This is a genomic window from Aquabacterium sp., assembly GCF_049274795.1.
Taxonomy (GTDB): domain Bacteria; phylum Pseudomonadota; class Gammaproteobacteria; order Burkholderiales; family Burkholderiaceae_C; genus Aquabacterium.
Window position 1 is genome coordinate 39625 of sequence record NZ_JBASTH010000088.1, and the last position, 24421, is coordinate 64045.

The window sequence follows — 24421 nt, forward strand, 5'->3', positions numbered from 1 at the left end:
ACGCGCTGAACTACACGGCCTGTAGGACACCCCTTACAAGCCGTCGCTACGCCCCCTCACAAGCGCAAGTATTTGTGTTCGTCAACCGTCCAAAAGGCTTAAACCTGCCTTGACCGCCCCCTAGAATGGCCGCTCAACAAGAGCGGAGCATTTCCCATGGTCAAGGCAGGCAGCCAGGTCGTATCCAAGCTTCTCACCGCCCACGAGGCCGAGATCCTGTCCGAGTGGGGCCAGCGCCTGAAGGACGATGGCGCCCTGCACAGCGGCCGCATCCGCGAAGGCGAGTTGACCACCCAATGCAAGGGCTTTCTGGCCGCCCTGCGCCAGGCACTGGACGCCGGCGCCACCCATGTGGATGACGCCGCCTTCGGGCCCGTGCGCGACCTGCTGGCCGAGATTTCCGCCAGCCGGGCCGAACAGGGCTTCTCGCCGCGCGAGACCGCCGTCTTCATCTTCTCGCTCAAACAGCCGCTGTTCGACGTGTTCCAGCGCCACAGCAAGGACAACGCCGCCGCCGTGCTGGAAAGCAACTGGACCATCGGCCTGCTGCTCGACCGCCTGGGCCTCTTCACCGTCGAGGCCTACCAGCGCACCCGCGAGGCGCTGATCGTGCGCCAGCAGCAAGAGATTTCTGAACTCTCCACCCCCGTGATCAAGTTGTGGACAGGCATCCTGGCCCTGCCCTTGATCGGCACGCTCGACAGCGAGCGCACCCAGGTGGTGATGGAGAACCTGCTCGAATCCATCGTGCAGCAAAGCGCCGAGATCGCCATCATCGACATCACCGGCGTGCCCACCGTGGACACGCTGACCGCCCAGCACCTGCTCAAGACCATCGCCGCCGCCCGCCTGATGGGTGCGGACTGCATCATCAGCGGCATCCGCCCGCAGATCGCGCAGACCATGGTGCACCTGGGCGTGGAGTTGTCCGTTGTCTCCAAGGCCACGCTGGCCGATGCCTTCGCGCTGGCGCTGACCCGCCAGGGCCGGGCTGTCACCAAGGTGCGCGCCGCACCTTCGGCGCAGTAACCCATCCCGATCAAGAAGACACAGGAGCTTCACACCGTGGATCGCATCCCCATCCTCAAGCTGGGCAAGGCACTGCTGGTCACCATCCAGGTCGACATGCATGACCAGCTGGCCACCGCGCTCGAAGAAGATCTGACCAACATGATCGTGGCCACCGGGGCGCGCGGCGTGCTGATCGACATCTCGGCGCTGGACATCGTGGACAGCTTCATCGGCCGCATGCTGGACAACATCGCCGCCGTCTCGCGCATCCTGGATGCCGACACGGTGGTGGTCGGCATGCGCCCGGCGGTGGCCATCACGTTGGTGGAGCTGGGCTTGTCTCTGGGCGGTGTCAAGACCGCATTGGACGTCGACCGTGGCATGGCGCTGATCCGCCAGCGCGCCTCCTACGGTGCCGACGACGGCGACGACGAAGAAGACGACGGTGCGTGAGACCCAGGACATCCGCTGCTCTGAAGACGTGGTGAGGGTGCGCCAGAAGGTACGCGCCCTGGCTGCGCAGGCAGGCCTGGGCCTGGTCGACCAGACCAAGATCATCACCGCCGCCAGCGAACTGGCCCGCAACACGCTGGACTACGGCGGTGGCGGCCATGTGGAGCTGGAAACCATCACCCTGCCCCGGCGCGGCGTGCGCCTGGTCTTCATCGACCAGGGCCCTGGCATCAAGGACATCGACGCGGCCCTGCGCGACGGCTTCACCACCGGCAACGGCATGGGGCTGGGCCTGGGCGGGGCCAAGCGCCTGTCCAGCGAGTTCGCCATCGAATCCAGCCCGGGCCAGGGCACACGCATCACGCTGGCACGCTGGAAGTAAAAGTTCACCATGTTCGAAGTGCTCGTCTCCGATCCCAGCCAGGTGGCGGAAGCGCGTCGGCGCGCCTCTGCCGCCGCCGCAGAAGCGGGTTTTGGCGAGGTAACAGCCGGGCAGGCCGCCCTGGTGGCCACGGAGCTGTCGTCGAACCTGATCAAGCACGGTGGTGGCGGGCGCCTGGTGATCGGCCCCGGCAACCGCAGCCTGGACCTGCTGGCCATCGACAAGGGCCGCGGCATGGCCGACGTGCAGGCCTGCATGGCCGATGGCTATTCCACCGCCGGCACCCGTGGCCAGGGCCTGGGCGCCGTGCAGCGCCTGGCGCAATCCGTGGACGTGGCCTCGACCCCTGGGGCGGGCACCGTGGTGTGGGCCCGGCTGGTGGCCGCCGAAGGCAACGATGCCGAAGGCCTGGCAGAGCACATCCACCGTCCGCCCGTGCTGCGCAATGCCGGCGTGTGGGCGGTGCAGGTCGCCATGCCGGGCGAAGATGTCTGCGGTGACGGCTGGGATTGGCATGAGAACGACACGGGTCGCACGGTGTTCGTGGTCGATGGCCTGGGCCATGGCACCGAGGCCGCGCTGGCCGCCAATGCCGCGCTAGCCGAGTTCCGCCGCTGCGCCGACGCCTCCCCCGCCGAGATCGTGGACGCCGTGCACCAGGGTATCCGCCATACACGCGGAGGCGCCGTGGCCGCGGCCCGCATCGACTGGGACAGCGCCACCGTGTCCTTCGCTGGGCTGGGCAACATCGCCGGGGTGTTGCTCATGCCATCGGGGCAAACGCGCCGCATGGTCACGCTCAATGGCACGGCCGGGCACAACGCGCGCAAGGTGCAGTCCTTCGAGTACCCCTGCCCTGACAACGCCCTGATGGTGATGCATTCCGATGGCATCGGCACCGGCTGGTCGGGCGAGCGCTACACGCCGCTGCTGTGGCGCCACCCCATGTTGCTGGCCGGTGCGCTGTACCGGGACTTCAGCCGTGGGCGGGACGACGCCACCGTGGTGGTCTGTGGAACGGGCCGGCCATGAGCGACAAGCCCGCCACCTGGATCACGCTGGGCACCATGCACCTGGTGAATGCCGAGGACGTGGTCGCTGCGCGCCTGAACGCCCGCCAGGCCGCCGAGATGCTGGGAATGGACCGCCAGAGCCAGACCCGCATCGCCACGGCCGTCTCCGAGATCACGCGCAACGCCTTTTCCTACGCCAGCCAGGCCCGCGCCGAGTTCGTGATCGACGGACAGGCGCCGAGCCACAACTTCCTGGTGGTGGTGAGCGACGACGGCCCCGGCATCGATGACCTGGACAGCGTGCTGGGCGGCCGCAAGGCCTTCGCCCCCGGCCGGGGCAAGGGCCTGCTGAGCGCACGCCGCCTGGTGGACAGCTTCGACATCAGCAGCACACCCCAGGGCACCACCGTGCGCCTGTCGGTACGCCTGCCGCAGGGCGCGCTGCAGCGGCTCACACGGGATGAGCAGCAGGCCATCGCGCAACTGCTGTCGGGCCACCTGGGCGCCGACCCCATCGTCGCGCTGCAGGATCAGAACCGCGAGATCATCGAGAGCCTGAACGATCTGCAGGACCGCCAGGCCGAGGCCGCCCGACTGAACCAGGAACTGGAAGAGACCAACCGGGGCGTGGTGGCGCTGTACTCCGAGCTGGAGGAAAAGGCCGAGCAGTTGCGCGGCGTGAGCGACACCAAGTCGCGCTTCCTCTCGCACATGAGCCACGAGTTCCGCACGCCGCTGAACTCCATCCTGGCGCTCACGCGCCTGCTCGAAGACCGGGTCGATGGCGACCTGAACCCCGAGCAGGAGCGCCAGGTGCAGTACATCCGCAAATCGGCCCAGGGCCTGCTGGACATGGTCAACGACCTGCTGGACCTGGCCAAGGTGGAGGCCGGCAAAGTGGATGTGAAGGCCACCGAGTTCACCGTGGACAGTGTTTTCGTCTCGCTGCGCGGCACGCTGCGCCCGCTGCTGACCAACCCGGCGGTGGAACTGCTGTTCGGCCACACCGCGCAGTTGCCCCAGATGCTGGCCGACGAGCAGAAGGTGGTGCAGATCCTGCGCAACTTCATCGCCAATGCGCTGAAGTTCACCGAGACAGGGCATGTGCTGGTCGAAGCCCGGCATGACCCGGCCCGCCAGACCATCGTGTTCTCCGTGAGCGATTCGGGCATCGGCATCGACCCGCTGGACATCGCCCGCATCTTCGAGGAGTTCTCGCAAGTGGACGGCCGCCTGCAGAAGGGCGGCACCGGCCTGGGCCTGCCGCTCACGCGCCGCCTGGCGCTGCTGATGGGCGGCGAGGTGCGTGCCACCAGCCAGCCGGGCCAGGGCTCGACCTTCGAGCTGGCGCTGCCCGTGCGATTCGGGCAGGTGATCAGCACCACCCCGGACGATGACGAGGCCGCCCCCGAAACCGGCCACGTGCTGGTGGTGGACGACGAAGAAGCCTTCCGCTACGTGCTGCGCCACATCGCCCAGGACGCCGGCTACGAGGTGCGCGAGGCCACGGACGGGCTTTCAGCCCTGCAATCCGTCGGGTTGCAGCGCCCTGATATGATTTTTCTCGACTTGGCCATGCCGCAGCTGGACGGCTTCGGTGTGCTGGAGCGGCTGGCCGAATCGCCCGAGCTGGCGTCGATCCCGGTGGTGGTGTGCACTTCGCAGTTGCTGTCCATCGACCAGAAGCGCCAGTTGGCCCGGGCCTATGCCATCGTGCTCAAGCAGGATGTTTCACGCGATGGGCTGACCGCGCTGATGCAGGGCATCGCGCGTGACCACCACGCAAGGAGCGGATGATGACCACCACCAGCGCGCCTCCCACCATCCTCAACGTGGACGACACGGAAGTGGCGCGCTACACGAAGAACCGCACGCTCACGCACGCGGGCTTCAAGGTGGTCGATGCCGTCAGCGGCGGCCAGGGGCTGGAGATGGTCGAATCCCTGCGCCCTGACCTGGTTCTGCTCGACGTGCGCCTGCCCGACATCAACGGCATCGAGGTGTGCCGCATCATCAAGGCCCGCTGGCCCAGCACCGTGGTGCTGCAGACCTCGGCCACCTTCACCAGCGCCAGCGACCGGGCACGCGGCCTGGAGGGCGGCGCCGATGCCTACCTGATCCAGCCCATCGACCCGGAAGAGCTGGTGGCCTCCGTCAAGGCGCTGCTGCGCCTGCGCGCGGCCGAAGAATCCATGCGCCAGCTCAACGCCACGCTGGAACAGCGCATCGATGAACGCACCCGCGACCTGCACGAAGCCAACCAGCGCCTGCGTGAGCAGATCGAGCAGCGCGAGCGCGCCGAGGCAGCCCTGGTGCAGGCCCAGAAGATGGAAGCCGTGGGGCAACTGGCCAGCACCATGGCCCACGATTTCAACAACATCCTGGCCTCACTGGTGGGCTACCTGTACATCATCCGCCGCCAGTCGCCCGAACCGCGCCTGCACGATCTGGTGGACAAAGCCGTGCGCGCCGCCGACCGTGGCAAGCGCCTGACCGCACGTGTGCTGACCTTCTCGCGCCAGGGCCAGGGTGATGTCACCGCGCTGGACGTGGGCGCCACGCTGGCCGGCATGCAGGAGTGGCTGGCGCAGACCGTCGGGCCATCGACCCAGCTCGTCATCCTGCCAGAAGCAGCCGAGCAGCACGCGGCCATGGTCGACCTCAGCCAGTTCGAGCTGGCCCTGCTGAACCTGGTGATCAACGCCCGCGACGCCATGCCGCGCGGCGGGCGCATCGAGATCGGCATGCGGCACGCCTGCGTGGCGCAGGCCGACGACGAGCTGCCGCCCGGCGACTACGTGGTCGTGTCCGTGAAGGATTCGGGCACGGGCATGCCGCCCGAGGTGGTTGAGCGTGCCTTCGACCCCTTCTTCACCACCAAGCCGGCCGGGCGCGGCACCGGCCTGGGCCTGGCGCAGGTGATCAATTTCGCGCGGCAATCCCAAGGCGCGGCCCGCATCGACTCCACGCCCGGCCAGGGCACCTGCGTGTCGCTGTGGCTGACCGCCGCGCCCGAGGACGCCAGCCTCCACGGCCCAAACGCCCTGCATTCCCCCTTGATGCTGCCCGCCGCGCACGATTTGCCAGGCGCCGGCGAACGCATCCTGCTGGTGGACGACGACGAGGACGTGCGCAGCACCGTCTGCCAGATGCTGAGCGATGCAGCCTACCAAGTCACCTCGGCGGCCTCGGGCATGGAAGCGCTGGACCTGATCCGCCAGGATGTGCCCGATGTGCTGGTGCTGGACATCGCCATGCCCGGCATCAGCGGCCTGACCGTGGCCCAGGATGCCCGCCAGGCCACGCCGGGGCTGCCCATCGTCTTCATCAGCGGCCACGCCCACCGCGAGGCCATCGACGCCGCCCATTTGAGCGACGCCCAACTGCTGCGCAAGCCCTTCCTGAGCCACGAACTGAACGCGGCGATCCGCCGTTGCCTGGACGGCCGGTCAGCAGCGCACTGAGCACCACTGGCGCCTGATCGGGACGCAGGGCAAGCGCCGCGCATGACAGCAAGGAAGCGGCGGCGACACGCCCCCTGAGCAAGGGCGTCAGAAAAGGGGCGCTGCCGTCATGGATCCCAGGGATGGGCAAGGCCGAGGCCCTTGCCCACAATGCAAGCTGTCGTCCTCTGCCCGCCACGGCCTCACCATGCACCCCTCACCGCATCGGCTACTCCAGGCACTGCACTTTCCCATCCAGTACATCGAGATCACCGAGTCGCTGCTGCGTGCCCGGGGCGGTGATGTCGCCAGTGTGCGCCAGCAGTGCGGCCTGCCCGCCCTCCACGATGCCTCCGCCCCCCAGCCCGACCGCATCGATGGCCGGCAGCTGCAAAAGGCGATGGAGATCACGCGTGACCACTGCCTGCCGGGGCAACCCATCTCGCTGCAGGTGCTGGAGCACTTCCCGCTGACGGCGCACGGCATGCTGGGCATGTTGACCATCGCCTGCGGCACGCTGGGTGAGGCGCTGGATGCCGCGCTGCAGTACCACGCCCTGGTGATGCCCGTGTTCGACATGCGCCGCGAGCGCCTGCCCGATGGCGGCGCCACCGTGGTGATCGAGCAGTTGGCCGATTTCTCCCCCTTCAACGAAGGGCTGGCCGAACTGGTGGTAGGCACCTTCCGCAACATCGCGCCCTACACCACCACCAGCAAGCTGCTGACCGAGGTGAGCTTTCCACACGCGCCGCCACCGGCCGCGCAACTGGCCGACTACGAGCGCTTCTTCCAGGCGCCGGTGCGCTTCAATGCGCCCTACCTGGGCTTCAGCGTGTCGGCCGAGGCGTTGCGCAGCCCCTTGAGCACCGGCAACCGCGCCACGCGCGACAGCCTGGAAGCGTTGCTGCGCCGGCAGGCGCCTGAGGGCGCACCGCGCGCCACGCCTGTGACGCAGCGCGTCAAGCAGGTGGTGGCCGACGGCATGCGCAAGGGCGCACTGCCCCAGGCCATGCGCGTGGCCGACCTGCTGGCCATGTCGCAGCGCACCCTGAGCCGGCATCTGCAGGACGAAGGCACCACGCTCTCGCGCATCGTCGAGCAGGTGCGCATCGAGCACGCCGAGCGCCTGCTGCTGGGCAGCCGCAAGCCGGTGCAGGAGGTGGCACGGCAAGTGGGCTTCACGGACGCATCAAGCTTTTCGCGGGCCTTCCGCCGGGCCACGGGGCTCACGCCCATGGCCCTGCGCGAGCAGCGCACCACCACCGAAACCACCGAAAGCGGCGTGGCCTGACAAGGGCCAGGCCACAGCACGTCAACGCGCCAGCAGATTTAGCGCATCCGACGCCACCACCGGATCGCCCGTGCGGTTGAAGGCTTCCGTCCACGCCTCGTACGACGTCATCTCCTTGTGCTGCCACGGGTGGAAGCCTGGCTTGTAGTAGGTCAGGTAGTAGCCCAGCGCCGGCAGGAAGACGCCGCCCGGCTTGTACATCCACCACAGGCCCTTGGCCCACAGACCCAGGCGCTTGAAGAAGCCGAAGCCATCGGCCTTGAACATCTGGTTCATGGTCCACATCACGCCGATGGGGTACTCGATGCTGAAGTACACCAGCCCCGCCACACGCTGCAGGTAGCCCACCTTGGCCACCTTCTGCATCACGTCGTAGGCCACGGCCTTGTGCTCCACCTCTTCGATGGAGTGCCACGCGTACATGGCGCGCACGCGGTGGTCGAAGGGCTCTACGATCTCTCGGCGCTCCATGAAGGTGGTGCACATCATGGCCGTCAAGTGCTCTGCCGCCGCCGTGTAGGCCAGGTTGAAGGACTTGGGCCACCACTTGAGCTGCCAGCGGAACTTGGCGTCCAGCATGCGTTCCATCCACGGCACATTGATACCCTGCTTCTCCAGCAGCTTGTTGAACTGGATGTGCACCATGCCGTGCTGCGCCTCCTGACGGATGAAGTCGCGCGCCTCCTCCTGCAAGTGCGGGGCGGTGATCTGGTCACGGTAGTTGCGCACGGTGCTGATGAAGTAGCGCTCGCCCACCGGGAAGGTGATGGACATGGCGTCGAACAAGCGTGTCTTGAACGGATCGCCACCGTTCCAGAAGCGCGGGATGCCGCTGTTCAGCTTGAAATCCAGCTTCTCGCGTGGCTGGATGGGGCGGCGGTCATGGGTGCCGTCGTCGAGGATGGTGTCCTGGCTCATGGTCTTCTCCGGTTGCATGGGCGAGCGACACCACCGGCCGGGCCCGAAGGCACCGGCGCGTCAGTACAAGCAGCTCGCGTAGGTTGAAGAAAAAGGGCTTACAAGCCCGGCAGCACGCCGAAGGACAGCGCCGTGTAGCCCAGGGCCACCACCAGCACCAGGGCCATGCCGGCCCAGTCGCCCGTGGTCAGGCCTGCGCCCTCGCGCCCTTCATCCCAGCGGGCCCGCGCCACCTCACGGTGGATCAGGAACAGCGGCACGAAGGTGCTCACGCCAATCAGCACGGATCCCGCCACATACCACCACACGCCGCGCACGCCCAGGCGGCGTGCCTCGGTCAGCATCCACAGCCAGACGGCCATGCACAGCATGATGATGTCGACGCCGATGAAGCGGCTGGCCGGGTTGACCAGGGTGTCCTGCCAGAACTGCACATTGGCCTGCACCACGCCCAGCGGCAGGTAGCTGAAGGCATGCCCCCAGGTGCCGGCCAGCGCCAGCAGCGCGATCAGGGCGTAGACCAGGCACAGCAGTTTCTGTTTGGCGCTCACGGGTTGCACTCCTCGGTGAAACACACCGGTGTTGTCATGCTGGCGATTGCATCAAAAGCCGCTGGGCATGGGTGGCCAGCACTGTGCCGATTCAGCCAATGTGGGCCGGGCCCGGTGCCTCGCCCGATGCCTCAGCCTCCCAGGCGAAGCGCTGGTACACGCGGCCATCCACCTCGATCGTGCCGGTGAACATCTCGTAAGGCCGCACCCACAGCGCGCCTTCGCCGTACAGCGGGCGGTAGACCACCACGGGCTCGAAGGTCTCGCTGTGGCGGGCCACGCCGTAGGCCTGGTACAGCTGGCCCTTGTAGTGGCGGTACAGGCCGGCGCGCAGGGCAGGCAGCGGGGGAACGGGGCGGGCGTCGTCACTCATGTCCTGAATCATAGGCGGGTGCACACGGATCGTGCATGCCGGCGCCTGATTTGTTCCGCGCAGCAGAACGTGTCGTTTTGACTCAGGGGCGATCCGGATGCGCAAGGACCGGCACGTGGACTACACCGGAAATGCAACGATCAAAACACACCGCCATACCGCATCGACGTCACCCTGGAAGAGCTTCATCCCATGTCCGACGCATCGCCACGACGCCCCTCGCATCCCAACCCCAAGGCCCCGCACCTGGCGCACTGGCCTGCCCGCCTGCCGCAATCCATCACCGTGCCCGAGACCACGCTGTGGCACAACGTGTCGGTGTCCGCTGCGCGTTACCCGGACAAGCCGGCCTACCTCTTCATGGGCCAGGCCCTGACCTACACAGATCTCAAGCGCCGCGCGCAGGCGCTGGCCGGCTGGCTGCAGCACGATGCCGGCGTGCGCCCGGGCGACCGCGTGCTGCTGTACACGCAGAACTGTCCGCAGTACGTGATCGCCTACAACGCCATCCTGCGCGCGCAGGGCGTGGTGGTACCCGTCAACCCCATGAACAAGGCCGAGGAGTTCAAGCACTACATCACCGATGCGCAGGCCCGCGTGGCGATCTGCACGGCCGACCTGGCCGGCATCGTGGCGGAGGCCAACCAGGCGGTGCCGCCGGCCGAGCGCCTGCAGCAGGTGCTGGTGTCGCGCTATGCCGACCAGATGCCGGCCGAGGACGACGCCAGCCTCAACGCCCCCGCAGCCCTGCTGCAATGGCTGCGCACCGAGCACCCGCTGCCCGAAGGCTTCACCCGCTGGACGGATGCCCTGGCGCTCAAGCGCGTTCCCGCGCCCTACTTTGGCCACCCGGACGATCTGGCCCTGCTGCCCTACACCTCCGGCACCACGGGCCGACCCAAGGGCTGCATGCACACGCACCGTTCGCTGATGCACAACGCCATCGCGGGCGGGCTGTGGGGCCAGTCCACCGCCGACAGCGTGGTGCTGGGCGTGGTGCCGCTGTTCCACATCACCGGCATGCTCTACGGTGTGCTTGGGCCCATCTACAACGGCGCCACCGTGGCCCTGATGCCGCGCTGGGACCGTGAGCTGGCTGGCACCTTGATCTCGCGCCTGAAGGTCACGCACTGGACCTGCATCCCCACGATGATCATGGACCTGTTCAACAGCCCGAACTACAAGCGCTTCGACCTGTCCAGCCTGTACTACCTGAGCGGTGGCGGCGCGGCCATGCCCGAGGCCGTGGCCCAACGCCTGCAGGCCGAGTTCGGCCTGACCTTCTGCGAAGGCTATGGCCTGACGGAGACCGCCGCGCCCACGCACGCCAACCCGCCCGAGCGCGCCAAGCTGCAGTGCCTGGGCATGCCCATGTTCGGCACCGATGCGCGCGTGATCGACCCGACCACGTTGCAAGAGTTGCCGCAAGGCGAAGTGGGCGAGATCGTGAGCCACGGCCCCATGGTGTTCCAGGGCTACTGGCGCCACCCCGAGGCCACGGCGGCCGCCTTCATCGAGATCGACGGCAAGCGCTTCTTCCGCACCGGTGATCTGGGCCGCATGGACGACGAGGGCTACTTCTTCATCACCGACCGCCTCAAGCGCATGATCAACGCGAGCGGCTTCAAGGTGTGGCCCTCGGAAGTGGAGATGCTGCTGTACAAGCACCCCGCCGTGCAGGAGGCCTGCGTGATCTCCGCGCACGACGACTACCGCGGCGAGACAGTGAAGGCCGTGGTCGTGCTGCGGCCCGAGGCGCGTGGCAGCGTCACCGAGCAGCAGATCATCGACTGGGCGCGAGAGCAGATGGCCGTCTACAAGTACCCGCGCATCGTGCAGTTCAGCGAGGCACTGCCCAAGTCGGGCGCGGGCAAGGTGCTGTGGCGCGTGCTGCAGGAGCAGGAGCGCGTGCAGGGCAAGGAGACGGCCAAGGCCTGATCCCTTATCCGCTGTGGCCGGCGCTGTTTGCGGCAGCGCAGCATTCCGTTCAGTTGGCGTCGTTCACGTTGCCAGCTGAGACAAATCTGAATGCTCTGGCGGTTGACAGCCTTCAAGCCCCGCCCCCATACTGCACCCCATGTTGTCGCAAGCTCTGTTCACCGCCACGAACCTACTAGGCACCCCGCCCTCGGCTGGGAGCGCCTGCTGCTTGCGCGCATAGCCTGACACCCACCCTGTCAGGCCAACAACCCCGGCTCGAGGTCGCCTCCGCCGGGGTTTTCATTTGTGCGCCGCACAAATCGAGTCGAACAGATCGAACCTCTCGGACGGCACTTCGGGCCTCTCGTCAAAACCCGAAAAACCAAGCCTTCCAACTTTTCCAAGAGGTGTCCCGATGCTCAAGAACCCTTCGACCAAGTATCAAGCCTTCCCGCCTGTGCAGTTGCCAGACCGCACCTGGCCGAACCGCACCATCACCGCGCCGCCGGTGTGGATGAGCACCGACCTGCGCGACGGCAACCAGGCCCTGTTCGAGCCCATGGACGCCGAGCGCAAGCTGCGCATGTTCCAGACGCTGGTGGGCATCGGCCTCAAGCAGATCGAGGTGGCGTTTCCCTCGGCCTCGCAGACGGATTTCGACTTCGTGCGCCGCCTGATCGAGGACAAGCTCATCCCTGACGACGTGACCATCGAGGTGCTGACCCAGGCCCGCGAAGACCTGATCCGTCGCACCTTCGAATCGCTGCGTGGTGCCCCGCGCGCCATCGTGCACCTGTACAGCGCCACGGCCCCCGCCTGGCGGCGCATCGTCTTCAACCTGGAACAGCCCGAGGTGAAGGCCATGGCCGTGCGCGCCACGACATTGATGCGCCAGTTGGCCGACGAGCGGCCCGCAACCGACTGGACCTTCGAGTACAGCCCCGAGACCTTCATGGCCACCGAACTGCCCTTCGCCCGCGAGGTGTGCGACGCGGTGGTGGACGCCTGGGGCGGCACCGCTGAGAAGCCCGTGATCATCAACCTGCCGACCACGGTGGAGGTGTCCACGCCCAATGTGTTCGCCGACCAGATCGAGTGGATGCACCGCAACCTCACGCGCCGCGACGCCATCATCCTGAGCGTGCACCCGCACAACGACCGGGGCACAGCCGTGGCCGCCGCCGAGTTGGCCGTGATGGCCGGCGCCCAGCGCGTGGAAGGCTGCCTGTTCGGCAATGGCGAGCGCACCGGCAATGTGGACCTGGTGACCTTGGCGCTGAACCTCTACACCCAGGGCGTGCACCCGGGCCTGGATTTCTCCAGCATCAACGAGATCGCGCGCGTGGCCGAAGACTGCACGCAACTGCCCGTGCACCCGCGCCACCCCTACGCGGGTGATCTGGTGTTCACCGCCTTCTCGGGCTCGCACCAGGATGCGATCAAGAAGGGCTTCGCGGCGCAGGATCCCAATGGCGTCTGGGAAGTGCCCTACCTGCCCATCGACCCGGCCGACCTGGGCCGCAGCTACGACTCGGTGGTGCGCGTGAACAGCCAGTCGGGCAAGGGTGGCATCGCCTTCCTGCTGGAGAACCACCACGGCATCAGCATGCCGCGCCGCATGCAGGTGGAGTTCAGCGGCGTGGTGCAGCGCGAGACGGACGCCGAGGGCGGCGAGTTCACGGCCGACCGGCTGTGGTCGCTGTTCGAGCGCGAGTACATCGCATCGCCCGATGGCGGCGCGCAGGACTGGGTGCTGCGCGGCCACCGCAGTGACGATGGCGCCGACGGTACGCACGTGGTGCTGGAGGTGACCCACCAGGGCCATGCGATGACGCTGCGCGGCCAGGGCAACGGGCCGGTATCGGCGGCAGTGGACGCGTTCAACAAGTCAGGCCTGCTGCATGGCGAGTTGCGTGTGGACGACTTCCACGAACACGCGCAGACGGCCGGCGCACAGGCCACAGCGCTGACCTTGATCGAGGTGGCCATCGGCAAGGCGCCGCCCACGTTCGGCGCGGGCCGTGACGTGCACATCGTGGCGGCCGCGATGCAGGCCATCATGCAGGGCGTGAACCGCCTGGTGCGGCGGGATGCGGTGAAGGCAGCGGCCTGAGCCAGGCCACGGATGCCGAGGTGCGGATGCAGGCAGCATCCGTGGCCTTTGGCAACCGTGCGCTGCGATCCGGGCTCAGCGCTGGGCCTGATCCCACCCCGCAGGCCGGCCCAGCGTGAAGTTGGCCTCGGCCTTGGTGCGCCCATACCAGTCACCGCCCATGCGCGAGACCAGGTCCAGCCGGGCCGGGTCCACGCGGCCGTCCTCACCCAGCACGGCCTCGTCGATGTGCATGGTCAGCACGCGGCCCAGGATCAGGTGGCAGCTCGGCTTGTCGGCCGGATAGGGCTGGCACTGCACGGCCACGCACTCCAGGCTGACGGGCGAGGCGGCCACACGCGGGGGCTTCACCTTCGTGCTGGCGGCAGGCTGCACGCCGGCCTGGGTGAACTCGCTCACGCCATGCGGGTAGCTCACCGAGCACTCGTTCATCGCATCGACCAAGGCGAAGGGCACCAAGCTGATCGTGAACTCGCCCGTGGCCTGGATGTTGAGCACCGTGTCCTTCAGGCCGCCATCACCCCGGTGCAGCGGGCTGAGCATCACCGTGGGCGGATCACCCGTGATCACCTGGAAGAAGCTGAAAGGCGCCAGATTACCCTGACCCTGGGCCGACAGCGTGGACACCCAGGCCACCGGCCGGGGCGTGACAGTGGAGGCCAGCCACTGGTAGGCGCGGCCCGTGCTGGTCTGGTCCATGTCGATGATCATGCGGCGGCTTCTTTCAAGGGGATGCGTGGATCAGGCCACAGGGTCGATCAGCGTGGCGTTGGGTGCGTCGAGCACCACGTCGGTCAACGGCTGCGCCACGCAGGGCAAAATGCAGCCTTCTTCCTTTTCGTCGATGCTGAGGCCGGGCCACTCGATGCTGTAGCGCACCTGGCCGCTGCGCAGGTGGCACAGGCAGGCGCGGCAGGTGCCATTGCGGCACGAGCGGGCCAGGCGGATGCCGGCCTGCTGCGCGGCGGTGACCAGCGAGACACCGGCTTGTGCGGTGAAGCACCAGCCGGCCGGCAGCACGGTGGCCTCGAACTCGGTGGGCGCGGTGTCGTCGGCCATGCTTGGGCGATTGGCTTGAGGCGTGAAGCGGACGGCGTGGAACAGCAACAGCCGCTCAGAGGAAGCGGTCGAGCAGCTTGCGCGAATGCGCGTCCAGCGCGAAGCGATCTCGCACCACGAAGGCCACGCCGTGGCCGCTGGTGATCATCAGCGCACCACGCTCCAGGCGGCGGATGTCGTCCTCGCTCTTGAGCACGAACGCCGTGCGGCCCCGGTCGGTGCCCACCGTCCAGACGCTGGGCGTGGCGAAGGTGGACACGGCCTCGATGCGCTGGACCACCGGGGTGAACTCACGCACGGCCAACTCTTCCTCGATCAGTTGGCGCGCGGGCGTGGCCAGGGCGCTCAGGCGCGGCACCCAGGCCAGTTCGTGCCCGTCGGGCGCGACCAGGGACACGCCCTCGTCCGGCGCGGCGATCGGGAAAGCGCGCACGGGCACCACGCCGGCATGGGCGATGCCCTCGGCATCGGTCAGCACCAGGCGGCCCAAGGGATTGCGGGCCAGTTGCCAGGCCGGCTGGCCAGGTGCGGCGCCACCGGCCACACCGCCGGATGTCTTGTCGAACGCGCTCATACGCCGTCTCCCTCGTCGCCATCGCTGTCGTCACCCAGCACGGCAGCAGCTTCCTGCTCCTTGCGGGCCTGGGCCTCGTACAGGCGCCAGTACGCGCCCTGCTTGGCCATCAGCTCGTCGTGCGGGCCCACCTCGACCACCTGGCCGCGGTCCATCACCACCAGCCGGTCGGCCTTGCGCAGCGTGGACAGGCGGTGGGCGATGGCGATGGTGGTGCGGCCCTTGACCAGGTTGTCCAGCGCCTTCTGGATCTCTTTTTCCGTCTCGGTGTCCACGGACGAGGTGGCCTCGTCCAGGATCAGCAGGCGCGGGTCGATCAGCAGCGCGCGCGCGATGGAGATGCGCTGGCGCTCACCACCCGACAGGCCCTGGCCGCGCTCACCGACCAGCGAGTCATAGCCGTTGGCCAGGCGCAGGATGAACTCGTGCGCGTGCGCGGCGCGGGCGGCAGCCACGATCTCCTCGCGGGTGGCGTCGGGCTTGCCGTAGGCGATGTTCTCGGCGATGGTGCCGAAGAACAGGAAGGGCTCCTGCAACACCAGGCCGATGTGGCGGCGGAAATCAGCCACGGCCACGCGGCGAATATCAACGCCATCGACCTTGATGGCGCCCTCGCTCACGTCGTAGAAGCGGCAGATCAGGTTGACCAGCGTGCTCTTGCCCGAGCCGCTGTGGCCCACCAGGCCGATCATCTCGCCAGGGCGGATGTCCAGGCTCAGGTCGCGGATCACGGTGCGGCTGCCATAGCGGAAGCCGATGCCTTCCATTTGGATGCCACCCTGCACCGTGGGCAGCGCCACCGGGTTGACCGGATCGGGCACGTTGGAGACGTGGTCCAGGATGTCGAAGATGCGCTTGGCGCCCGCCGCCGCCTTCTGCGTGACGGACACGATGCGGCTCATGGAATCGAGCCGGCCGTAGAAGCGCCCGATGTACGCGATGAAGGCCGTGAGCACACCCACGGTGATCTGCTGGTGCGACACCAGCCAGATGCCGAAGGCCCAGACCACCAGCAGCCCCATCTCGGTCAGCAGCGCCACCGTGGGCGAGAACAGCGACCAGGTCTTGTTGAGCTTGTCGTTGAGCTCCAGGTTGTGGACGTTGGCCTCGCGGAAGCGCTTGGACTCACGGCTTTCCTGGGCAAAGGCTTTGACCACGCGGATGCCCGGGATGGTGTCGGCCAGCACGTTGGTGACCTGGCCCCAGACCCGGTCGATCTTCTCGAAGCCGGTGCGCAGGCGGTCGCGCACCAGGTGGATCATCCAGCCGATGAAGGGCAGCGGCAGCAGGGTGACCAGCGCCAGCCACGGGTTGATGGAGAACAGGATCAGTGCCGTCATGCCGATCATCAGCACGTCGGTGGCGAAATCCAGGGCGTGCAGCGACAGGAAGACGCTGATGCGGTCGGTTTCGGACCCGATGCGGGACATCAGGTCGCCCGTGCGCTTGCTGCCGAAGTAGTCCAGCGACAGCTTGAGCAGGTGGTCGAAGGTGGCAGTGCGCAGGTCAGCGCTGATGCGCTCGGACACCAGGGCCAGCAGGTAGGTGCGCGCCCAGTTCAGGCCCCAGGCCAGCACGGCGGAGCCGAACAGGCCGCTCAGCAGCCAGGTGACCAGCCAGGGGTCGATGGCCTGCCCGTTCTGGAAGGGAATCAGCACCTTGTCCATCAGCGGGATGGTCAGGTAGGGGGCGACCAGGGTGGCGCCGGTGGAGGCCAGGGTCAGCAGAAAGCCGGTGATCAGCTGGGCTTGGTAGGGCTTGGCGAAGCGCCACAGGCGCAGCAGCACCCAGGTGGAGGGGGGCGTCGTCAGTTCGCGGGCGCAGGTGGGGCACTCTTCGCTGTCGGGTGGCAGCGGGGCATGGCAGGTCGGGCACTGGGCGGTGTCGTCGTCCTCAGGCTGGGCCTGGCCGGCGGTGGCCGCCTGGGCGCGCTCGAACTGTTCCACCAGCCGGTTGGCCTGCACCTGGGCGCCCAGGGTGAAATGCCACACCGCCAGGCGGATTTCGCCGTCATGGAGCTCCAGACTCCCCACCCCGGCGTGGTCTGATAGGCGCAAGGCCAGGGATTTGTTCAGCAACCATTCACGATCCAGGAAGGCCAGACGGCGGCTGCTGAGCGTCAAAACGCGTTTTGTGAAGCGAAGTTGCTCGTCGAGGTCAACCTCCAGCGTGGCCAGAACGTTCTCTTCGGGAGCAAGACCGGCGTTCGGAGCTTGCGCGGCCACCCCGAAGGGGTCGACCGGCTTGCCGCGGGCATCGGCGCTAGGGTGTTGGTGCATGGTGGTGTGGGTCGGACACGGCTGTGCAGGACAGCACGTTCCCTCATCGGGGACTGGCATTTTCGCCGATCGCGCCATCACAATCTCGGGTCGTTGAAAGGGCCCAATCCGTCAATAACGATCAGAACGCGACCCTCGCCGACAAGACGGCCCAACAAACGGACGCCCGCCCCCGCTGCCCTCCATGAGCACACCACACGAGATCTCGCTGCTGCGCATCAATTACCTGCGCGGCCCCAACATCTGGACCTACCGTCCGGTGCTCGAAGTCTGGCTAGACCTTGGCCGACTCGAAGAGTTCCCCTCCAACAAGCTGCCCGGCCTGAACGATCGCCTGACCAACTGGCTGCCCAATCTGGTCGAGCACCACTGCGGCGTCGGCGAGCGCGGCGGCTTCCTGCAACGCCTGGAAGAAGGCACCTGGGCCGGCCACATCCTGGAGCACGTGGTCATCGAGCTGCTGAACCTGGCGGGCATGCCCACCGGTTTCGGCCAGACCCGCGAGACCAGCACATCCGGCGTCTACCGCATGGTGTTCCGCGCCCGGGATGAGCAGGTCGCGCGCAGCGCCCTGACCGAGGGCCACGCCCTGCTGACGGCCGCCATCAATTTCAAGGAGGGCGATGCGCCCTTCGACGTGGCCGCCGCCGTGACCCGCGTGCAGGGCCAGATCGACGACTGCTACCTGGGCCCCAGCACCGCGGCCATCGTGAACGCCGCCATCGACCGGGGCATCCCGCACCTGCGCCTGAACGAGGGCAACCTGGTCCAGCTGGGCCACGGTGCCGCCCAGCGCCGCATCTGGACGGCCGAGACCGACCTGACCAGCGCCATCGCCGAGGGCATCGCCCGCGACAAGGACCTGACCAAGACGCTGCTGCAATCCTGCGGCGTGCCGGTGCCTCAGGGCGAGATCGTCTCTACGGCTGAAGAGGCCTGGGAAGCCGCCGAAAACATCGGCCTGCCCGTGGTGGTCAAGCCGCTGGACGGCAACCATGGCCGGGGCGTCTCTCTTGAATTGAGCACCCAGGCCGATGTGGAAGCCGCTTTCCACGTGGCGCAAAAAGAGGGCAGCGAGGTCATCGTCGAGCGCTTCGTGCCCGGCAACGAGCACCGCCTGCTGGTGGTCGGCGGCAAGGTGGTGGCTGCTACCCGTGGCGAGAGCCTGTGGATCACCGGCGATGGCCGCCACACCGTGGCCGCCCTGATCGACAGCCAACTCAACAGCGACCCCCGCCGCGGCGAGGCCGAGGAGTTCCCGCTGGAAACCATCGTGCTGGCGCGTGAGCCGGCCATGCGCCTGCTGCTGCAGCGCCAGGGCCTGGACGCCGACTCGGTGCCCGCCGCCGGCCTGCGCGTGCTGATCCAGCGCAACGGCAACCTCACCATCGACTGCACGGACGACGTGCACCCCGAGGTGGCCTATGCCGCCAGCCTGGCCGCCCGTGTGGTGGGCCTGGACATCGCCGGTATCGACATGGTGGCCCAGGACATCGCCAAGCCCCTGCAGTTCCAGGGCGGCGCCATCGTCGAGGTGAACGCCGGCCCCGGCCTGCTGATGCACCTCAAGCCCGCACTGGGCCTGCCCCGCCCCGTGGGCCGCGCCATCGTCGACCACCTGTTCGATGAAGACGCCACCGGCCGCATCCCCATCGTGGGCATCGCCGGCTCGCAGGGCACCAACACCATCGCCCGCCTGGTGGCCTGGCTGCTGCACCTGAGCGGCCGCCACGTGGGCCTGGCCTGCCAGGACGGCCTGTTCCTGGGCAGCCGCCAGATCGACCAGCGCCCCGGTGCCAATTGGGCCGCCGGCCGGCGCCTGCTGATGAACCGCGAGGTCAACACCGTGGTGCTGGAAACCAGCCCCGCCGCCATCCTCGACGACGGCCTGGCCTATGACCGCTGCCTGGTCGGCATCGTGACCGACCTGCAGGACATCACCGGCCTGGAGCGCCATGACATCCGCGAGACCGACCAGCTCTTCAAGGTGCTGCGCACGCAGGTAGACGTGGTGATGCCCGAGGGCGTGGCCGTGCTCAACGCCGACGACGCCCGCCTGGTGCAGATGGCCGAGCTGTGCGACGGCGACGTGATCTTCTACAGCCAGGATCCCTCGCTGCCCGCCATCGCCGACCACCGCGCCAAGGGCGGCCGGGCCGTGCTGGCCCAGCATGGCCGCCTGGTGCTGGCCGAAGGCGCCGCCCAGATCCCCAGCGTCCCGCTGGACAGTCCCGCCGTCAAGCGCCTGTGCGAAGACTACGGCCCGCCGGTGCTCATGGCCGCCATCGCCACCGCCTGGGCCCTGGGCATCTCGCCCGAGCTGATCGCCGCCGGCATCGAAACCTGCCTGACCGCACCGGCACCGGCGCCCCAACCGCTGGGCACCATCCACCAGGCCCGCTGAGCCGCCAGAAAGAAGACACGCCACCATGGACGTATCCCGCATCCGGGCCCTGCGCGGCCCCAACCTCTGGAGCCGCCACACCGCCGTCGAGGCGATCGTGCGCTGCGAACCCGAAGAGCGCTCCCTGGCCACCCTGCCCGGCCTTGAAAAGCGCCTGCGTGAACTCTTCCCCGCCATCGGTGCGCTGCGCCCGGATGGCCGCCCGGATCAGATCCCGTTGGCCCACGTGCTGGAGGCCACGGCCCTGGCGCTGCAAGCCCAGGCGGGCTGCCCGGTCACCTTCAGCCGCACGGCCGCCACGGTCGAGCCCGGCATCTACCAGCTGGTGGTCGAGTACACAGAAGAAGCCGTGGGCCGCCTGGCCCTGGAGTTGGCCGAAGCGCTGGTCCAGGCCGCGCGCCAGGGCGCTGAGGGCCAGTTCGATGTCGAGGCCGCCATCGGCCGCCTGCGCGAACTCGATGAAGACGTGCGCCTGGGGCCCAGCACGGGCTCCATCGTGGACGCCGCCATCGCCCGCGGTATCCCCTTCCGCCGCATGACGACCGGCAGCCTGGTGCAACTGGGCTGGGGCTCGCGCCAGCGCCGCATCTGGGCGGCCGAGGTCGACTCCACCAGCGCCGTCTCCGAATCCATCGCGCAAGACAAGGACCTGAGCAAGACCCTGCTGGCTGCCGCCGGCGTGCCGGTGCCCATCGGCCGCCCGGTCACAGATGCCGACGATGCCTGGGCCGCCGCCCAGGAGATCGGCCTGCCCGTGGTCTGCAAGCCGCAGGACGGCAACCAGGGCAAGGGCGTGACGGTCAACATCGTCAGCCGCGAGCATCTGGACATGGCCTACCGCGCCGCCGCCGAGATCGGCGAGGTGATGGTCGAGAAGTACCTGCCCGGCAGCGACTTCCGCCTGCTGGTGGTGGGCGACAAGCTGGTGGCCGCCGCGCGCCGCGATCCGCCCCATGTGATCGGCGATGGCGAGCACACCGTGCGCGAGCTGGTCGACCTGGTCAACGCCGACCCCCGCCGTGGCGAAGGCCACGCCACCTCGCTCACCAAGATCCGCTTCGACGAGATCGCCGTGGCGCGGCTTGATGTGCAGGGCCTGACGCCCGAGTCCGTGCCCGACAAGGGCCGCCGCGTGATCCTGCGCAACAACGCTAACCTGAGCACCGGCGGCACCGCCACCGACGTGACGGACGACGTGCACCCCGAGGTGGCCGCCCGCGCCATCGCGGCCGCACAGACGGTGGGCCTGGACATCTGCGGCGTCGACGTGGTGTGCGAGAGCGTGCACAAGCCGCTCGAAGGCCAGCATGGCGGCATCGTCGAGGTGAACGCCGCGCCCGGCCTGCGCATGCACCTGTCGCCGTCCTACGGCAAGGGCCGCCAGGTGGGCGAGGCCATGATCTCGCACCTGTTCAAGAACGGCGATGACGGCCGCGTGCCCGTGGTCGCCGTGACAGGTACCAACGGCAAGACCACCACCACCCGCCTGATCGCGCACCTGATGGCCACCAGCGGCCTGCGCGTGGGCATGACCAACACCGATGGCGTCTATGTGGACGGCCGCCAGATCGACAGCGGCGATTGCTCCGGCCCCAAAAGCGCCCGCAATGTGCTGATGCACCCCGACGTGGACGCGGCCGTGCTGGAAACCGCGCGCGGCGGCATGCTGCGCGAGGGCCTGGGCTTCGACCGTTGCCAGACCGCCGTGGTGACCAACATCGGCGCCGGCGACCACCTGGGCCTGAACTACATCACCACGGTGGAAGACCTGGCCGTGCTCAAGCGCGTGATCGTGATGAACGTGGCGCCCACGGGCTACGCGGTGCTCAACGCCGCCGACCCCATCGTGGCGGCCATGGCGCCCAAGTGCCCGGGCGGCATCATCTTCTTCGCGGCGGACCACCACCACCCCATCCTGGCCACGCACCGTGCCCAGGGCAAGCGCACCTTGAGCGTCGATGGCGACAGCATCGTGGCCTGCGAAGGCGCCTGGCGCGAGAACATCCCGCTGCGCGACATCCCGCTCACGCGCAACGGCACCATCGGCTTCCAGGTGGACAACGCCATGGCCTCCATCGGCGCGGCCTGGAGCACGGGGCTGGATTGGGACACCATCCGCCGCGGCGTGGCCAGCTTCTCCAACGACGCTGACAACGCCCCCGGCCGCTTCAACGTGATGGACTACAAGGGCGCCACCGTGATCGCCGACTACGGCCACAACCCGGACGCCATGCGCGCCCTGGTCGAGGCTGTGAACGCGATGCCGGCCAAGCGCCGCAGCGTGGTGATCAGCGGTGCCGGCGACCGCCGTGACGACGACATCCGCGAGCAGACCGCCATCCTGGGCAAGGCCTTCGACGAGGTGATCCTGTTCCAGGACGCCTGCCAGCGTGGCCGTGAAGACGGCGAAGTACTGAGCCTGCTGCGCGACGGCCTCAAGGGTGCGCCGCGCACCAAGCACGTCGAAGAGATCCATGGCGAGTTCATCGCCATCGATGCGGCCCTCAAGCGCCTGGAGCCAGGCGACCTGTGCCTGGTGCTGGTGGACCAGGTGGAAGAATCGCTGGCGCATCTGGCGCAGCGCATCGAAGAGACCTGCTGAAGCAGGTGCCCGCCCTACCCTGAGGACGCTGAGGGCGGGCCGATGCAACACGCGGCCTCAACTGGCCACGCGGTTGCGCCCGTCCATCTTGGCCTGGTAGAGCAGCTCGTCGGCCCGGGCATAGATGGCATCAGGCGCCAGGCCCGTGTCCTGCGGGCCCAGCAGCATCAGCCCGAAGCTGGCGGTGACCACGCCGTGGGCTGAGTCCTCATGCGTGATGGCCATGGCCTCGATGGCCTCGCACAGCTCCTCCACGAAGGTGCGGCCACCTTCCAGCGTGTGCTCCACGCTCAGCAGCACGCCGAACTCCTCGCCGCCCAGGCGGAACAGCAGATCACCGCTGCGGCGCAGGCGCTGGCGCACGGCCTGCGCGATGCTGCGCAGCACCTCGTCCCCGGCCTGGTGGCCATAGCGGTCGTTGTAGGCCTTGAAGTGGTCCACATCGAACAGGCTGAAGACCAGCGGCGTGCCGTGGCGCTGGTGACGCGCCACCTCGTCGGCGAACACCTGGTTGAAGTGCCGCCGGTTGAAGGCACCCGTGAGTTCGTCCGTGATGGACAGGGCCGCCAGGCGCTGGTTGGCCTGCTCCAGATCCTCGGTGCGCTGGCGCACCAGGGCATCGAGCCGCGTGGCCAGTGCTTTCTGCGCCATCAGGGCCTCATGCTCGGCCCGCAGCTTCTGTGACTTGAGCGTGTTGAGCCGGTCGGCCACACCGAAGGCCAGCAGCAGAGCCTGCAACGAGGCGCCCACTTCCAGGCCGTACTCCGTGACCCAGCCGGCGGGCAGCACGCCCAGCACGCTGAAGTAGTACAGCAGCATGCCCGTGCTCAGGGCCGCGAAGGACAGGGTCATGTAGAAGGCCGGGCGGGACCCCTTGCTCAACAGGTACAAGGTGCACACGCCGCCCACCACCACGAAGGCGAAGCCCGCCAGCATGATCAACCCGAAGGACAGTGCATAGACGCCGAACAGCGGCGGCAGCATGCACAGCAGGTTCAGCACCACCACGGCCACCAGCAGTTTGAACAGCCGGGGCGCCTGGCGCCGCACATCCAGGTAGTAGATCTGGAACAGCCCCACGGTGGCCATGGCCGCGCCCACGCTGGCCGCCAGGATCTGGTTGTTCAGATCGGGGTGCTCCGGCCACAGGTAGCGCAACCCGAAGCCACGGAAGGTGAAGGACCACACCAGAAAGCTGGCCAGGTGCAGCACGTAGAAGCCGAAGGCCCGGGAACGCGCCGACACGCACAGGAAGGTGTTGTAGGCCAGCATGCCCATCAGCAGGCCGAAGTACAGGCCGAACGCCAGCGATTCGTTGCCGGCATGAGAGGCTTGGGCTTCGGCCGTGCGCAGCACTGGCGTGATGGCCTCCTGCAGGCCATCGTGGCTGCTCAGGCGCAGGTAGAGATCGCGCTGCTCGCCAGCGTCGAGCCACACGGGAAAGGCCGGCGTGCGCTGGCGCAGCGGCCATTCATCCAGCGGCACACGGTCGCCCGCCACATCCTGGCGCAGCACATTGCCCGCCATGTCGAGCTGCCAGACCTCGATGCGGTCCGGCAGCGAAGAGCCTATATCCAGCACGGCCTGCAGGCGCTGCCCCTGGTCATTGCTCACCCGCACGCGCACCCACCAGCGGCCAGGCGAGAAGCCTGGGCTGAAGGTCGATCGATCGTGATCGCGCCAGCGTGTGGCGTCGGCACGGGCGTGCGCCACATCCAGGGTGCCATCGGGATCGTGCAGCACCTGCAGCTCCGTCCCCAGCGCCACGCTCTGGATCTGATCCCCGATGGGCTGGCTTGATGGCGTGGACGCCTGGGCCCTCAGCCCCGAGAAGGCCAGGGCCATGAACAGCAGGCAGGCCAGCCCGAAACGCCAGATGGCGGCGCGCTCTGCCCTCCCACGCCAAGGCTGGATGCACGGGAGACTCATGCCGCTGCCTTCAAGGCGATGCCGCGGCTTGCGAGACAGAGCAGCATGGCCACGAGCTTACGTTACACCGTCTCACAAAGGGGCGTGTTTTCATTTTTCGGACAAG

At 68.0% G+C, this 24421-nt stretch carries 19 protein-coding genes; 11 read left to right on the top strand and 8 right to left on the bottom strand.

The window, feature by feature from the left end:
• Nucleotides 1–156 precede the first annotated feature (156 nt).
• The 7 genes from WAQ08_RS14355 to WAQ08_RS14385 all read left to right on the top strand — a co-directional run bounded on the left by WAQ08_RS14355 (nt 157) and on the right by WAQ08_RS14385 (nt 7593).
• Entirely contained in the window at nt 157–1029 is an 873-nt protein-coding gene (locus tag WAQ08_RS14355) for an STAS domain-containing protein (RefSeq protein WP_422192331.1), read from the top strand.
• A 36-nt stretch (nt 1030–1065) separates the two neighbouring features.
• A complete protein-coding gene (locus WAQ08_RS14360) occupies nt 1066–1464 on the top strand; it encodes an STAS domain-containing protein (RefSeq protein ID WP_422192333.1) in 399 nt (132 codons plus the stop codon).
• Nucleotides 1457–1846, top strand: coding sequence for an anti-sigma regulatory factor (locus WAQ08_RS14365; RefSeq protein ID WP_422192335.1), 390 nt, complete (start codon nt 1457–1459; stop codon nt 1844–1846). The genes WAQ08_RS14360 and WAQ08_RS14365 overlap by 8 nt, the downstream gene beginning before the upstream one ends.
• 9 nt (nt 1847–1855) lie before the next feature.
• Nucleotides 1856–2878, top strand: a complete 1023-nt coding sequence (locus tag WAQ08_RS14370; protein ID WP_422192337.1) for a SpoIIE family protein phosphatase — start codon at nt 1856–1858, stop codon at nt 2876–2878.
• Nucleotides 2875–4656, top strand: coding sequence for an ATP-binding protein (locus tag WAQ08_RS14375; RefSeq protein WP_422192338.1), 1782 nt, complete (start codon nt 2875–2877; stop codon nt 4654–4656). The genes WAQ08_RS14370 and WAQ08_RS14375 overlap by 4 nt, the downstream gene beginning before the upstream one ends.
• The gene (locus WAQ08_RS14380) at nt 4656–6323 is read left to right on the top strand and encodes a response regulator (RefSeq protein ID WP_422192340.1); all 1668 of its coding nucleotides are present in this window, start codon (nt 4656–4658) and stop codon (nt 6321–6323) included. Before WAQ08_RS14375 ends, WAQ08_RS14380 begins: the two co-directional genes overlap by 1 nt.
• A 187-nt stretch (nt 6324–6510) precedes the next feature.
• Entirely contained in the window at nt 6511–7593 is a 1083-nt protein-coding gene (locus WAQ08_RS14385; protein WP_422192342.1) for an AraC family transcriptional regulator ligand-binding domain-containing protein, read from the top strand.
• Nucleotides 7594–7614: 21 nt separating this feature from the next.
• On the opposite strand, the gene WAQ08_RS14390 is transcribed toward WAQ08_RS14385, so the two are convergent.
• From WAQ08_RS14390 to WAQ08_RS14400, 3 genes are all read right to left on the bottom strand, one after another.
• Nucleotides 7615–8511 (bottom strand): metal-dependent hydrolase, encoded by an 897-nt coding sequence (locus WAQ08_RS14390; protein ID WP_422192344.1) that lies wholly within the window; start codon nt 8509–8511, stop codon nt 7615–7617.
• A 98-nt stretch (nt 8512–8609) separates the two neighbouring features.
• Entirely contained in the window at nt 8610–9062 is a 453-nt protein-coding gene (locus WAQ08_RS14395) for a DUF2834 domain-containing protein (RefSeq protein ID WP_422192346.1), read from the bottom strand.
• A 91-nt stretch (nt 9063–9153) separates the two neighbouring features.
• Nucleotides 9154–9435: a DUF1653 domain-containing protein gene (locus WAQ08_RS14400; RefSeq protein ID WP_422192348.1), complete on the bottom strand. Its 282-nt coding sequence runs from the start codon at nt 9433–9435 to the stop codon at nt 9154–9156.
• Between the two features lie 192 nt (nt 9436–9627).
• Here WAQ08_RS14400 and WAQ08_RS14405 point away from each other — a divergent pair, with 192 nt between their 5' ends.
• Nucleotides 9628–11373, top strand: a complete 1746-nt coding sequence (locus WAQ08_RS14405) for a long-chain fatty acid--CoA ligase (RefSeq protein ID WP_422192350.1) — start codon at nt 9628–9630, stop codon at nt 11371–11373.
• A gap of 397 nt (nt 11374–11770) precedes the next feature.
• Nucleotides 11771–13468, top strand: a complete 1698-nt coding sequence (gene leuA, locus WAQ08_RS14410; protein ID WP_422192351.1) for a 2-isopropylmalate synthase — start codon at nt 11771–11773, stop codon at nt 13466–13468.
• Between the two features lie 75 nt (nt 13469–13543).
• Here the strand turns inward: leuA and WAQ08_RS14415 are convergent, their stop codons facing one another.
• From WAQ08_RS14415 to WAQ08_RS14430, 4 genes are read right to left on the bottom strand one after another with little or no spacing between them, the layout of a single operon-like run.
• Entirely contained in the window at nt 13544–14179 is a 636-nt protein-coding gene (locus tag WAQ08_RS14415) for a flavin reductase family protein (RefSeq protein WP_422192352.1), read from the bottom strand.
• 30 nt (nt 14180–14209) lie between these two features.
• Nucleotides 14210–14527 (bottom strand): 2Fe-2S iron-sulfur cluster-binding protein, encoded by a 318-nt coding sequence (locus tag WAQ08_RS14420; protein WP_422192354.1) that lies wholly within the window; start codon nt 14525–14527, stop codon nt 14210–14212.
• Nucleotides 14528–14582: 55 nt separating this feature from the next.
• Nucleotides 14583–15101, bottom strand: coding sequence for a DUF1854 domain-containing protein (locus WAQ08_RS14425; protein WP_422192356.1), 519 nt, complete (start codon nt 15099–15101; stop codon nt 14583–14585).
• Nucleotides 15098–17380 carry an ABC transporter ATP-binding protein gene (locus WAQ08_RS14430; protein ID WP_422192357.1) on the bottom strand — a complete coding sequence of 761 codons (2283 nt, stop codon included), beginning with the start codon at nt 17378–17380 and terminating at the stop codon, nt 15098–15100. Before WAQ08_RS14430 ends, WAQ08_RS14425 begins: the two co-directional genes overlap by 4 nt.
• Before the next feature lie 184 nt (nt 17381–17564).
• On the opposite strand from WAQ08_RS14430, the gene cphA (WAQ08_RS14435) reads away from it, so the two are divergent.
• Together cphA (WAQ08_RS14435) and cphA (WAQ08_RS14440) are read left to right on the top strand one after the other, a co-directional pair.
• Nucleotides 17565–19784 carry a cyanophycin synthetase gene (gene cphA / locus WAQ08_RS14435; RefSeq protein ID WP_422192358.1) on the top strand — a complete coding sequence of 740 codons (2220 nt, stop codon included), beginning with the start codon at nt 17565–17567 and terminating at the stop codon, nt 19782–19784.
• 25 nt (nt 19785–19809) lie between these two features.
• Complete coding sequence (gene cphA / locus WAQ08_RS14440; RefSeq protein WP_422192359.1) at nt 19810–22386, top strand: cyanophycin synthetase; 2577 nt, start codon at nt 19810–19812, stop codon at nt 22384–22386.
• Between the two features lie 57 nt (nt 22387–22443).
• Here cphA (WAQ08_RS14440) and WAQ08_RS14445 read toward each other — a convergent pair whose 3' ends face one another.
• Nucleotides 22444–24315, bottom strand: a complete 1872-nt coding sequence (locus WAQ08_RS14445; RefSeq protein WP_422192361.1) for a sensor domain-containing diguanylate cyclase — start codon at nt 24313–24315, stop codon at nt 22444–22446.
• Nucleotides 24316–24421 lie beyond the last annotated feature (106 nt).